General features: G+C 60.0%; 12 protein-coding genes. 7 read left to right on the top strand and 5 right to left on the bottom strand.

Going from position 1 to position 13,460, the window contains the following annotated elements; genetic code table 11:
• A partial coding sequence (locus LN415_08510) for a hypothetical protein (GenBank protein ID MCJ2557129.1) occupies positions 1 to 1,282 on the top strand: 1,282 nt, incomplete at its 5' end.
• Between the two features lie 44 nt (positions 1,283 to 1,326).
• Here the strand turns inward: LN415_08510 and LN415_08505 are convergent.
• Complete coding sequence (locus LN415_08505) at positions 1,327 to 1,914, bottom strand: hypothetical protein (protein ID MCJ2557128.1); 588 nt, start codon at positions 1,912 to 1,914, stop codon at positions 1,327 to 1,329.
• Positions 1,915 to 1,989: 75 nt separating this feature from the next.
• Here LN415_08505 and LN415_08500 point away from each other — a divergent pair, with 75 nt between their 5' ends.
• From LN415_08500 to LN415_08485, 4 genes are all read left to right on the top strand, one after another.
• On the top strand, positions 1,990 to 2,298 hold the full coding sequence (locus tag LN415_08500; GenBank protein ID MCJ2557127.1) for a DUF167 family protein: 309 nt from the start codon (positions 1,990 to 1,992) through the stop codon (positions 2,296 to 2,298).
• On the top strand, positions 2,295 to 2,735 hold the full coding sequence (locus LN415_08495; GenBank protein MCJ2557126.1) for a hypothetical protein: 441 nt from the start codon (positions 2,295 to 2,297) through the stop codon (positions 2,733 to 2,735). The genes LN415_08500 and LN415_08495 overlap by 4 nt, the downstream gene beginning before the upstream one ends.
• Before the next feature lie 131 nt (positions 2,736 to 2,866).
• The gene (locus LN415_08490) at positions 2,867 to 4,087 is read left to right on the top strand and encodes a DNA primase (GenBank protein MCJ2557125.1); all 1,221 of its coding nucleotides are present in this window, start codon (positions 2,867 to 2,869) and stop codon (positions 4,085 to 4,087) included.
• 12 nt (positions 4,088 to 4,099) lie between these two features.
• Entirely contained in the window at positions 4,100 to 5,629 is a 1,530-nt protein-coding gene (locus LN415_08485; protein ID MCJ2557124.1) for an ATP-binding protein, read from the top strand.
• Positions 5,630 to 5,643: 14 nt separating this feature from the next.
• On the opposite strand, the gene LN415_08480 is transcribed toward LN415_08485, so the two are convergent.
• Entirely contained in the window at positions 5,644 to 6,081 is a 438-nt protein-coding gene (locus tag LN415_08480; protein MCJ2557123.1) for a GNAT family N-acetyltransferase, read from the bottom strand.
• A 78-nt stretch (positions 6,082 to 6,159) separates the two neighbouring features.
• On the opposite strand from LN415_08480, the gene LN415_08475 reads away from it, so the two are divergent.
• Positions 6,160 to 7,143 (top strand): RsmD family RNA methyltransferase, encoded by a 984-nt coding sequence (locus LN415_08475; GenBank protein MCJ2557122.1) that lies wholly within the window; start codon positions 6,160 to 6,162, stop codon positions 7,141 to 7,143.
• Here LN415_08475 and LN415_08470 read toward each other — a convergent pair.
• The 3 genes from LN415_08470 to LN415_08460 form a co-directional block, all read right to left on the bottom strand.
• The gene (locus LN415_08470; GenBank protein ID MCJ2557121.1) at positions 7,140 to 8,636 is read right to left on the bottom strand and encodes a site-2 protease family protein; all 1,497 of its coding nucleotides are present in this window, start codon (positions 8,634 to 8,636) and stop codon (positions 7,140 to 7,142) included. The two genes, LN415_08475 and LN415_08470, sit on opposite strands and share 4 nt — an antisense overlap.
• 97 nt (positions 8,637 to 8,733) lie before the next feature.
• Positions 8,734 to 11,430, bottom strand: a complete 2,697-nt coding sequence (gene alaS / locus LN415_08465) for an alanine--tRNA ligase (GenBank protein ID MCJ2557120.1) — start codon at positions 11,428 to 11,430, stop codon at positions 8,734 to 8,736.
• Positions 11,431 to 11,516: 86 nt separating this feature from the next.
• Positions 11,517 to 11,789, bottom strand: a complete 273-nt coding sequence (locus LN415_08460; protein MCJ2557119.1) for a GIY-YIG nuclease family protein — start codon at positions 11,787 to 11,789, stop codon at positions 11,517 to 11,519.
• 212 nt (positions 11,790 to 12,001) lie between these two features.
• On the opposite strand from LN415_08460, the gene LN415_08455 reads away from it, so the two are divergent.
• Positions 12,002 to 13,460: VCBS repeat-containing protein (locus LN415_08455; protein ID MCJ2557118.1), on the top strand; the 1,459-nt coding region annotated here is incomplete at its 3' end.

The raw sequence follows: 13,460 nt of genomic DNA, 5'->3' as shown, positions 1-13,460 counted from the left end.
CTTCTGGTGGGCTGACGGAACCAGTCACACGATAGACGTGGTGACTCCGCAGCCAGCCGGAACCGGAGAGCAGTATGCGTGGACATCCTGGAGCGACAGCGGCACTCAGTCACACTCAGTGACTGCAACGCAGAGCGAGACGATAATCGCAACGTTCGGCCTTGAGTACGAGGTCACCATTGCGTCGACCCCGGCGGGCCGAGATATAACCGTCGACTCGACGCTCTACGTGACCCCGCAAACCTTCTGGGTCGCCAGCGGTGGCAGCCTCGACGTGCAGGGGACATCACCACAGCCAGGGGCAACTGGAACGCAGTATGTCTTCAACCAGTGGAGCGATGGGCCGTCCACGTTCGCCAGGACGATAACGGTCACGGCAGCGTCGACCTACACAGCACAGTTTACGACGGAGTACGAGGTGACGATAACCACGAACCCTGCAGGAATGCAGATAACCGTGGATTCGAACACCCTCACAACGCCCCAGACCTTCTGGTGGGCCGATGGAGCCAGCCATGACATCGATGTCGTCACACCACAGGCCGGTGCAACGGCGGACCAGAGATACGCCTTCGCGACCTGGAGCGACAGCGGTACGAAGTCCCACTCCGTGACGGTGGACCAGAGCGAGACGATAACCGCGACCTTCGACGTGCAGTATCAGGTGACCGTCACCACGAGCCCGGCGGGACGTGTGTTCAGAGAGGGCACCACCGACCACACCGGACCCAGTACATTCTGGGTGACCAGCGGCGGTAGCCTGATCATAAGCGGCACATCACCGCAACCTGCGGGAGCCACGGACACGCGATACGAGTTCGCCTCATGGGCGGACGGACCGACGACCTTCGCCAGGACGATAACGGTCACGGCAGCGTCGACCTACACGGCACAGTTTACGACGCAGTACTACCTGACCGTTGTCTCGGACAAGGGCACGCCGACCGGCCAGGGTTGGCATGACGCTGGCACACAGGCAACGTTCTCCGTAACATCGCCGGTCACGGTCGACGGAGTGGAGTACGCATTCACCGGCTGGTCCGGTGACTCCACAGAGTCCGGCAAGAGCTCGGAAGTGCTCATGGACGCAGCGAAGACCGTTGAGGCGAAGTGGGAGGAGAGCGGATTCCTCACCAAGTTCTGGTGGATCTTCCCCATCATCATAATCATCATCATAGCCGCGATAGTGGCTATATGGATGATGAAGAGGAAGAAGCCGGAAGAGGAGGAGCTGCCTCCGCCTGAGGAGATGGAGATACCGCCAGAAGAAGAAGAGGTCTAGTCTCTTTGAAGGGTGCCGCAAGGCACCCATCTTTCCCTATTTTCTCATTCGACCTGAATTTCCTGAGCCTTTCCCTGCTTCACCAGGACCTCCGCGACTTGCCTGGGCAGACTCGTGACATCTTCCTTCTTGAGATCGTAGTTCCCCTCCACGCCAGCGAAGGACGGGATGTCCTCGAGTACCCTGATGATGACGCTCCGCGAGGGTGCAGAGGCCTCCCTCCGCGGTGTCTCGCACGCAGGTTCGGGCTTGCCCGTGCCGTAGATGCCCGCCCTCGCGTCCGTGATCAGCTCACCGATCGCCTCGAACATGGCGATCTCGGGTCTTGTCAGCGGCCCAAGGTCGACGCTCGCCCCGCCGGCCCTGGATGCCGCCAGATTGGCTATCTTCCGGGAACGCAGGCGGAAGATCTGGTCCCGCTTCCTGCACGCCTTCTGGTACTCGTCCCTCAGGAGGGTCGCTGTCTTGGACTGCCCTCCCTTCTTCTGCTGCTCCTTCAACCTCGACTCAAGGTCATCCAGGTACAAGTTCAGCTTCTCGAAAAAATCCGGTTCGAGCGGAGTCAGAGATCTCCGGGAGCTCTCCTCGCGATATATGCGGGTGACCCTCCGAAAAGATATCTCCTCATCCATCAGCTGCGTAATGCTCCGCCTGATATTTTATCCTTCGCGGATAGGCTTAATACGTTACCGTCGATTCCATTCTGGATGATGGAGGACGCTCTGATAGCCCACGCGAAGGCGGTATCCATCCGCCTGGAAATCACTCCGCGGTCCAAGGAGTCTGGTATCCAGGGATACGACGAGTGGCGGAAGAGGATCAGGGTGTCCCTGAGGGAGGAGGCTCGCGGCGGGGCCGCCAACAAGGAGCTCCTGCGCATGATCGGCGAGCTCTTTGAGGTGGACCGGGACAGCATCAAGATCACCGAGGGGCTCCGTTCGAGGAGGAAGACCGTTACGGTCGCGGGCATCGGTGTGGAGGATGCACTCAGGACTCTCACGCGGGGACTGCAATGAGAGAGGACCAGGCAGAGGAGCTCATCATAGTGATTGCGCGGCTGAAGGAAGAGAGCATCAGATACCCCGCAATAGTCGAGGGCAGGAAGGACGAGAGGGCACTGAGGGAGATGGGGCTCTCCGGGACCGTCCTCAGGCTCGACAGCGGGAGCTCCATCTTCAACTTCTGTGAACGCCTGAGAGGCGAGCATGACCGGGTCATCATTCTGACGGACTGGGATAGGAGGGGAGGCAGGCTCGCAAGAGCGCTCCGCGAGGGGCTCACAGCGAACGGGATCTCGTACGACGACGAGCTCAGGAAGCAGATAGCGTTCCTCGTGAGGAAGGAGGTCAAGGATGTCGAGGGTCTGCCGAAACTGCTGTCGAAACTGCCTGGCAATCCCTCAGAAGGTCAATCGGGACGAAATGATTATATAGAACCATTCCCACTTAGATAACGAGAACCGACATTGGATTAGTCAAGTTCACAATCATCTATTCATTCAGCATTCAAGGTCTGGACACGAAAGTGGAGTAAGTGATTCGGACAGCGATTTCTCTGATGTCGTCTTTCTCAGAAGGTGTAAGAATGAACTTAGACCCGACAACAACAAAATACCTAATACAGGCAAAAATGGAAGCGGATGGAATAGTGGAGAAGCCTGACGTCGTCGGTGCGATCTTTGGCCAGACTGAGGGCCTTCTTGGTGATGAGCTCGATCTGCGGGACTTGCAGAAGGGCGGAAGAATCGGCAGGATTGAGGTTGAAGTTTCATCAAAGCGGGGGAAATCGGAAGGAACTGTTTCCATTCCGTCCAGCCTAGATCAAGTGGAGACCGCCATACTGGCGTCATCGCTGGAGACCATCGATAGGGTCGGCCCCTGCAAGGCCAGAATAGCCGTCCAGAGCGTCACAGACGTCCGACTGACGAAGAGGCAGAAGATCGTGGAGAGGGCGAAGGAAATCCTCACCAAGCTGGTCGAGGAGTCCAAGTCCACCGGTCTCGACCTCACCAAGAGCGTGAGGTCCGCCGTGCAGGTGGAGGAAGTGATAACCTATGGACAGGAGAGGCTTGCGGCTGGACCCAACCTTCCGGACTCGGACGCCATCATAGTGGTCGAGGGCAGGTCCGACGTGCTCAATCTCCTCAAGAGCGGTGTCAAGAACGCCATCGCCGCAGAGGGGACGAACATACCCAAGACTATCCAGGATCTCTCCAAGGAGCGGGTCCTCACGGCCTTTGTCGACGGCGACAGAGGCGGCGAACTCATCCTGAGAGAGCTCCTTCAGGTCGCAGAGGTTGACTTCATAGCCAGAGCGCCAAGGGGAAGAGAGGTCGAAGAGCTGACCCAGAAGCAGATTACGAAGGGGCTGAGGAACAAGATCCCTGCGGAACAGTACATTGAGATGTACGGGCTGACGGGCATCGACAAGAAGACACGCACCCGGGCTCCCGCCAAGGTCACCCGTCAGAAGGTTGCCCCCGCGTCCGAGCCCGAGAAGAGGCTCACTCCGAAGCTGGAGAAGTTCAGGGATATGCTCATCGCGCTGTCAGGTTCCTCGAAGGCGAGACTGCTGGACGACGACAATCGTATAAAGAACGAGATTCCGGTGAGGGACCTCGTCGACTCGCTCAAGTCGAGCGACGGGTCGCTGTCTGCTGTCGTCTTCGATGGCATCATCACGCAGAGGATACTGGATATAGCCGCCGACAGGGGGATTGACTCCGTCGTCGGATCGAAGCTGGGAAACGTGACGAAGCAGCCCACAGCGATAGAGATATGGACCAGGAAGGACTTCGAGGCCTAGAGAGGTGCTTGGATAGCGAAAGAACCGTTCCTTGATGCCGAAAAGGGCTTCTCCCTTGACGAGCTGGAGGCAACTTCCGACGTCATCATCCCATCCGACCCTCTTGCCAGGGTCGTGGGGCAGGAGGAAGCGGTCGATCTTGCCAAGATAGCCGCCGAGCAGAGGAGACACCTCCTCCTCGCGGGCCCGCCTGGGACCGGCAAGTCCATGATCGCCCAGGCCCTTTCGCTGCATCTCCCCCGTCCGACGAACGAGATAAGGATCGTTCACAACCCGGAGAATCCAGAACGCCCTCTGGTCGAGATCAAGGAGGGGCCCGACGTCGTGAAAGAGGAAAGGGAGATGAAGGGCGCAGAGGGCGAGATGATAGACCCGAAGGAGGCTCCCATCAACGTGGCTGAGCGTCTGGGGTACAAGTGCGTCAACTGCGGCATATACAGCTCCCAGAGCGAGAGGATGTGCCCGAAGTGCTCGAGACCCAAGACCACATCCGGTCAGGGTACTGGCAACCCGTTCGGTGACCTTCTTGGCGGTATCGTCGAGGTCACCATAGGCCAGTTGGGCGGCAGGGACAGGGTCACGACGACCCGCCAGAGATTCGGAAAGGAAGAGGTGGTCGTGTTCGAGCGCGCTGGCGAGATGATCAAGGTCCTTGACCAGAAGGCTCTGGAGAAGAGGCGGGAGATCGAGAAGATAAGCCCGAGAAAGGCCCTCGTCCGGCTGAAGAGGAACCCGTTCGTCCTGGCGACCGGGGCAAGCGAGACCGAGCTCCTCGGGGACGTGAAGCACGACCCGTACGGAGGGCACCCGCAGCTTGGGACACAGCCCTACGAGAGAGTGGTGCCCGGGTCGATCCACGAGGCCCATCAAGGCGTCCTCTTCATAGACGAGCTCCCGCAGCTTGGCCCCCTGCAGAGGTACATACTGACGGCGATGCAGGAGAAGAGGTTCCCCATCAGCGGCAGGAATCCCCAGAGCGCTGGAGCCAGCGTTCGCGTGGACAACGTTCCGTGCAACTTCATCTTCGTGGGCGCGTGCAACATCCAGGACCTGCAGCACATACTCTCCCCGCTGCGGTCGAGAATCTCGGGCTCGGGATACGAGGTCCTCGTGGGGACGACCATGCCCGACAACAGCAGGAACAGGGCGAAGCTGGCACAGTTCGCCGCTCAGGAGATAGCCATGGACAAGCGGATACCGCACCTGTCCAACCCGGGGCTCCGCGCCATCATCGCTCAGGCCAGGAAGAGGGCCAAGGAGACGGAGAGCAAGGAGAAATCGCTTACCCTCAGGCTCAGGGAGATGGGCGGGCTCATCAGGTCCGCCGGGGACATTGCCCAGGCCGAGGGTGCAGAGCTCATCGAGGAAGATCACATAAAGAGGGCAATCAAGCGGGCGCGCACGATCGAGGAGCAGATCAAGGAAAGGTACGGCTCCTTCTATTCTGGCGTCGCGTCCGAGTCGAGTGATTCGCAGAAGGAGTCCTCACCGTACCACTTCTGGAACTACCACGTGCAGGACGACAAGAGAGGCTACCAGTAGGCTCGCGGATGGTGTCAGAACACCCTGGTCATCTTGACCGCGTCCTCTCCATCCGTGTAGAAACCTGGGATCACGTCGATCGCCACGAACCCGAACCTCTTGTAGAACCCCCGCGCCCGGAGGTTTGACTTTCTCACCTCGAGATCGACCCTCGTGAACGCTTCGTTCGCGATCCTGCTGAGGAAGTGGTTCAGGAGCGCTGTCCCTATCCCGCGGGAGCGGATGTCCTTACGAACGACCAGTATCAGGATCCGGGCGGCCGTGGGCGTGGTCCGGGTTGCCGCGAGCACGCCGACCAGCACGCCTGACATCTCGGCCACGATGAAGCCTCCCCTCCACCATTCGTAGATCCTGAGGAAGAAGTCACGGGAGTACCTTTCGCGCAGTGCCTTCTGCGAGATGCTCCTGACTCTCCTGACGTCCGTCGGGCTGAACTCCCTGATCCTGAGCACGGGCGGCAAACGTGATGTTCGGTAATAAAGAGGACGCATGAGCGATAGGGTAAAATGCCAGGAGGGGGATTTGACCCTGTGAAGCTTCTCTTCGAGCTCTCTGGAGAGCATCCTGACCTGCCCCTCCTCGAGCTCAGGTCGGTCGTGGAAGCGCTTGGTGGCGGTGCTCCGAGCGTTACGAGGGACTTTTCCCTCGCGGTCGTGGAGACGCAAGCGGACCCTTCGGAGGTCGGAGAGAGAATCGCGCTCTGCCACAGGGTCTGCGAGGTCTTGGCATCGGGAAGTCTCGATTCGTTGGGGGACGTGGCCGGCGGTCTCGAGCTCGGCGGCAGCGTCGCTGTCCGGTGCAGGAAGGTCTCGAGGTCGAGGGAGGAGCGCTGTTCCGAGGTCGAGAGGCGCTTCGGGGACATCCTGGCGAGATCGCATCCCATAGACCTCGTCGACCCGTCAAGGCTCGTGCGCATCATACTGGGAGAGGAGAGCTACCTCACGGTCCAGAGGCATGAGGTCGACAGAAGGTCCTTCGAGAAGCGAAAGGTGGCCCTGCGGCCCTTCTTCTATCCGATCTCCCTGCATCCCAAGTTCGCCCGTCTCCTTGTCAACATGACCGGTGTGGGGAGGGGAGAGACACTCCTGGACCCGTTCTGCGGCACGGGAGGGGTCCTCATCGAGGCTGGTCTCGTGGGAGCCGTCCCTGTCGGAAGCGATCTGAGGGAGGACATGGTCGATGGCTGCAAGGTCAACCTGGCGAGGTTCGACGTCAAGGCGAGCCTCTTCCAGGCGGATGTGAGAGAGCTCCGTGAGCACGTGCAGCGCGTGGACGCCATCGCGACGGACCCCCCATATGGGCGCTCCACGACGTTGGGAGGGGATATCTCCAGACTCTACTCGAGGTCGTTCGAGGTCTTCTCCGACATCCTCGCAAAGGGCAGGAGCCTGTCCATCATAGTCCCGAAGGAGGAGCTGATAGCTCTCGGAAAGGAGCATATGGACCTCGAGGCCTCGCATCCCCTGCGCGTGCACAGGTCCCTCACGAGGCATTTCTGTCTCTTCAGGAACTAGGCGTCGGTGTCCACCCAGACCGCCAAGGGCTTCTCGATCTGCACGGGCGCGCCCTCAATCGTCACAGTGACCTCTGTCTTGTAGTTCCCATGGGGGACGGGAACGCTCGGGAAGAACAGGATGAGAGAGACGGTCGTGTTCGTCGTGGCGTTGAGCGTGAAGCTCACCGTTGAGTTGACAGCTATCCCGGGGAAGTCCGGAAGAGCGATCCAGGCCGACATCCCGCTCCAGGTGACGGTCGCGTTCAGCGTCAGGTCGAGGTGCTTGTTGCCCGTGTTGTTGATGATGAACTCATACGTGCAGTTCGTTCCCGTTGGGACGGCGCTGCACGGCAGCTCGCTCATGTTGACGTCCACGCGAACGATCTCTTGGGTCTGGTCCACGAAATCGCGGAACTCGAAGTCGTATTCGGCGGGGATCTCCTGCATCGGCACGAGGACGAACGTCATGAGGAAGACGAGCACGGTGAACCCGCCCACGAGCTTCCTCTTGATGTCCAACGGGGTGAAGTCGTTCAACGGAGGCGGATGCCTGAGCCCGATGAACACCATAATGATCGCGATGATCGCCCATCCAACGTAGAAGAAGCTGAACATGAACAGAATGGCCACGACCACATAGCTCACGTAGCGGGCCTTCTCGCCGAGGAGCGCCCTCGCGATGTGACCGCCGTCGAACTGTCCCGCCGGAAGCAGGTTCAGCGCCGTGACGAAGAAGCCCACCCAGCTCGCAAAGGCCAGCGGGTGAAGGGCAACTCCCGACTCGATGGGGAAGAACAGGCCCAGGACCTCGTAGAGTAGGGGGAAGCTTATCAGTATGGCGCCTCCCTGCTCGGCGACCGAGACCGTCTTGGCCCCCAGGTCCGTCAGCCAGAGACCCAGTATCGCCAGAGGTATCGTTACCGCTAGCCCGGCCAACGGTCCCGCAAGACCGATGTCCAGGAGCGCCCGCTTGTCCGGGATCGGCTCCCGCATGCTGATGACCGCCCCGAACGTCCCGAGCGGGGGAATCGAGGGGATGAAGAAGGGTAGAGAGGCAGCCACCTTGTGCTTCCGCGCCATGAGATAGTGTCCCATCTCGTGGGTCCCGAGGATCAGCAGAAGGGGGAAGGCGAAGAATAGCGTGCCGTAGAGGATCGCTTCCGCGCCGAACCAGTTAACGTCGTCGTAGGATGCCCAGTGCAACATGCCCGCAAAGATAGTCGTCAGGATTGTTACGACGAGCAACGCGGCGTTGACCTGCGTTCCCCTGAACCGAGCAACGGGCTTCCTCTGCACGTGGATGATGTACTCCCCCGCCTCCTGCCTCAGAAGGGGGATGTAACCCGCCTGTAGCATCTCCACCCTCAGGGCGTCGAAGGAGGCGTGCAGTGTCTTGGCGTTCACCTCGCAGAGAAAGGAGACGACTTGGGGACCGACCCTTGTCTCGTAGACGGGGAAATGTTTCGCTACGATCCCTCTCACGTTCTCTATCTCGACCGAGATTTCATCCATCTGAATGAAGTAAAACGGGAAAGTTTAATAAGCTTTGGCAATCAGTGGCTGACCCCGAAAAGAACTACCTTGATTCGATCTCTTGGGTGCGATATGCTCAGCCCTTTCCACCGGCCAACTCTGCCTTCACATTCTTTCTCGCGGCCTCGACGGCCTCCTCCACCTGCTCGGGTTTCGGCCCGCCGCCTTGGGCGAAGTCTGGCTTGCCCCCGCCGCTCCCGCCTATCAACCGGCTGACGTCTCTCGCAACGGGACCGCAATCCAACTCGACGTCCGGGCTCCGGGCTATCAGGATGCTTGCCTTCCCGTTCCTGGCCCCGAGGACCGCAACGACGTTCCTCTTGGATATCAGTTGTTTCGCCAGGGCCATCAGCTCCTTGGGCCCACCCTTCGTTATGTGCGTGACCACCTGCACACCGCCGATCTTCTCGCTCTTCTCCAGGAGGGCCTCCAGGTCGCCCGCAGCGCGCGCGTCCCTCAGACCGTCCAGCTCCTTCCGGGCGGCCTTCCATTCCTTCAGGAGCCTTCTGACGCCCTTCTTGAGGTTCTCTGGCGGGACGTTGAGCATTCCGCTCGTCTCCCGTATCGTCTTCGCCTGTCCCATCGCGAAGTCCACTGCCGCCCTTCCCGCCGCGAACTCCAGACGGAGGACGCCGTCCTGGATCCGTCTCGTCCTGATCAGCTTGATGAACCCGACCTCGCTCGTGCGCGTGCAGTGAAGCCCGCCGCAGGCCTCGACGTCGAACCCGGCGACATCGACAACCCTTATCTTCCCGCCGGGAACGCATCCTCCCTGGTAGAGCCTGAACCCGTGCTTCCTCTCGGCCGCGTCCCTGTCCAAGGACTTCGCCGTGACCCTGAGGTCGTCGAGCACGGCCTGGTTCGCCATCCTCTCGATCCTCTCGAACTCCTCCTGTGTCAGGTTCTGATAGTGCGTGATGTCCAGGCGGGACATGTCCTCGCTCTTGTGCGCACCCGCCTGCCAGATGTGCCATCCCAGGACCTGGCGGGCCGCGCCGTTGACTATGTGAGTCGCAGTGTGATGGCGCATCAGGCTCCGCCTCCTCTCCCAATCGATGGAGCACATCACGGACTTGCCCTTCTTCACGTCCGTCTTCCCCTTGAACTGGTGCAGCACGACGTTGCCGGCCATCTGGACATCGACCACCTGCGTGTCGCCGATCTCCCCGCTGTCGCCCTCCTGACCGCCTCCCTCGGGATAGAAGTACGTCTGGTCGAGCACGATCGCGTTCTCCAGGACCGCGACGACCTTCGCCCGGAACCTCTGCTTCCTCTTGTTCTCGTGGAAGCGGGTCCTCGTCCCCGGCAGACCCCTTGGGAGCGAGACGCTCACATCCTCCGGCGGGGCTTCGCCTTCGTGGCGGGCGGCGACCTCGGCATAGAAGTTCTTTGGCAGCTCGATCTCCGAGGAGGCGAAATCGCTGACGACGTCAGGGCTCAGCCCGTGCGAGTCGTACAGCTCCACGAGCTCCTTCGTGCCTATCTGGCCTCCCTTCTCGGTGAGGCTCTTCTCCAGGCTTCGGACGATGCTGCGACCCTTCGTCAGGGTATCGCGGAACTTCTTCATCTCTATCTCCACGAGCTTCAGTATGCCCTTGCGGTTGTCTGCCAGCTCCGGGAAATCGTTCCTGATGTGATCGATCTGCATGCTGACCACGTCGGAGAGCGACAGGTCCAGGTCGAGCGCGTCGATCGACCTCGTGCCCTTCCTCACCAGAAGACGCGCGAAGTAGCCCTCCTTGACGTTGGACGGGACGACGCCGTCGTTGAGTATGAATGCCAGGGCCCGCGCGTGGTCGCAGATGGCGTAGGCGTGCTCCATCGGCTGAACGCGCTCGATCAGGTCGTCGTACGGAATGCCCAGCCGCTTGGCCGTCTCCTTCCTGAGCTCGGTGATGTCCAGCCCCCGCTCGGCCTTCAACATCCCGGCGAGCCTGCTGTACTCTCCCATCATCTTCGGGTCCGGGCGTATCTCTGCCTCGGACGTGATCGCTTCCAGGAAGGGTCCGAACGTGGCCTCGTACGCCGACGGCGTCCCCTGGGACAGCCAGGCGAGCCGCTCCAGACCGTATCCGGTGTCGACCACCTTCGTGTCCAGAGGGATACGCTTGCCATTATCGTCCCTGTACACCATGAAGACGAGCGTGGCGAGCTCCGCGCCGCCGAGCAGGACCTCGAAGCACGGGCCCGAGTTCCCGCCGCCCTCCCACCAGGCCTCCGCATACCTCACGTCCCCGGGACGGACGCCCAGGTCGTCGGTGAGGAACCGGTGGCAGAGCTCCACGGTCCGCTCCTTGAAGTAGATGCGCTTGCCCTTGCGGTTGAACACGTGGTGGGCCATCATCTCGAACATGGTGAAGTGCTGGCCGGTCTTCCCGACGTTGTCGATGTCGTTGAACCGGACGCACGTCTGCGATATCCCGAGAGGGTTCGCGGGCGGACTGGAAACGCCCTCTATGACCCACGGCTGAAAGGGATATATCGACGCCTGGGTGTAGAAGACATCGTCCCGCCACCTCGCGACGATCGGGTACCTCCCGATGCGCTTGTGCCCCTCCTTCTCGAGGAAGGAGAGGAACTCCTCCCGCATCTCGGAGACGGTGAGGGACCTCTTCATCGGCGACTTGCCAATGAAGGAGTACTCCGTGCAGGGCGCCTCCCCGCAGACCTCCGCGTCCCCCGCCGTCCAGAAGAACCTCCCGCAGGTCGGGCATTCCCTCCGCGCGAAGCCATTCTCCTGAAAAAAGGCGAGGCGATAGTCCTCTTCAGGCATCAACCGCAAAATAGATGACTTCTCTTATAAAGCTACTGCGATAGAGCCCGAGCTAGAATCGTTCATGGATGCAGCACTCCAGACGCCTAGGCGACTACGTTCCTGGTCTCCTTCATCTCGTGCAGAAGTTCGATAGCGTCTCTCTCGTTCTCGACCTGATAGCACTCAAAGTACTTCGCTTCGGGTATGTCTCTCGATTGAAAATGCTGGAATAGTCTTGTTCGGAGAGCCGGTGTGCTCCCGACGTAGCTCACGTTGAATTTCCTGTCCCTAAGGACGTAGACGCCCCAAGAATCGGGCACATCCCAAATGCTCTTCCCGTCTAGGTTCCGGGCCTCGAATCGATGCCGGACTTCCAATGTCCTCCCCCTCACTCCATCACAGAGTGCCCCCGAATGGGGTAGCCAGCATATATAACTTGCGGAGCCAGTCATAGCCAGTACCCGTCTTCTCGGTTTCGCGGGTTCACATTTAAATATCGAGTGGAAAATCCTCTTCCCGTAGGGGGCAGGACTTGGTGTCGAAAAAGAGAATCACTTTGCTGCTTTGCGCTTTGTTAGTTTTGGGAATCGTGCTTCATGTCGGACCAAGGGATTCCATCACCGAAAGGACAAGATCGGACGAGAACCCGGTCGTGCTCAACGACGTGACGTTCACGAACATCGCCCATGACATCGGTCTAGGCGGTGTCGGCGGGAGCTTCATGTCCTGGGGGGACTACGACAACGATGGATACCAGGATCTCCTGATCAACGGGCGGCGTCTCTTCAGGAACAGCGGCCCGCCAGCGTGGAACTTCACCGACGTGACGAGCCAGTCCGGTCTCACTGGCGGTGTGGGCAACGGCGTCTGGGGGGACTACAACAACGACGGGTGGCTTGACCTCTACTCCGGAGCAGGACAGGGTAGCTGGGACATCCTGTGGAAGAACAACGGCAACGGGACGTTCAGCAACGTGACCGTCGCTGCGGGGAATGTCTACGACAACGCTCCGACGTCCGCGGCGGGCTGGGGAGATTTCGACGGCGATGGCTTCCTCGATCTCTACGTGGCGAACGGCGAATCCGGATCCACACACTTCCCTGACATCCTCTACCACAACAACGGTGACGGGACATTCACGGACGTCACTGTCTCAGCGGGCATCGATGACTACTCTGACCCAGCATACGGAAGAGGTGTCGCCTGGGCGGATTTCGACGACGATGGGGACCTCGATGTTTACATCTCCAACTACCGGCTGGTGCCGAACTATCTGTGGCTGAACAATGGAAATGGAACGTTCACGGAAGCCGCATTTGATAGGAACGTGGCTGGTAACCCGCATACTTTTTGGTACTACCCTGGAGTACACTACGGTCATACCATTGGGTCCTCTTGGGCAGATCTGAACAATGATGGTTACCTGGATCTCTTCACGGCGAATCTGGCACACAAGGATAACGGACCAGCACCGTGGTACAGAGGATACATCTGCGATGACTCGAGGCTTTACATCAACAGCGGACCTCCAGCCTGGAACTTCACTGATATCAGGAACGCCTCGGGCATTCCCGTAAACCCGCCAGGAACCGTTCATGGGATCCACTACAAGGACGAGCTCTTCTCGAACGCCGCCTTCGCGGACTACGACAACGACGGGGACTTGGACCTGTGGATTGTGCAGGTGTACGACGCGGTTCAGCACGCGCACTCCTTCCTGTACAGCAATAGCTACGCGGACAACGGGACGGTATGGTTCACCAACATGACCGGAATAGCCGACGTCATGGTCTGGAATACCTATGCGGGTGCTTGGGCAGACTACGACAACGATGGCGATCTGGACCTTGTTTCGGGCGGGAAGAACATATCCACGCCCGGGGCGCTCCACGAGCTGAGGTTCTTCCGGAACAACGGGAACTCGAACAGCTGGCTGAAAGTCCAGCCTTTGGGATGCCCGAACAGATACGCGGTTGGCGGGAAGGTCTACGTCACGCACGGAAGCGCGACGCAGTTCCGTCAGGTGGAGACGGGAATGGGCTCCCACT

Source organism: Candidatus Thermoplasmatota archaeon (assembly GCA_022848865.1).
In the GTDB taxonomy this organism is placed as follows: Archaea; Thermoplasmatota; Thermoplasmata; order RBG-16-68-12; family JAGMCJ01; genus JAGMCJ01.
Note: the sequence above shows the minus strand (reverse complement) of the source record. Positions and strands in the feature narration are given on the sequence as shown.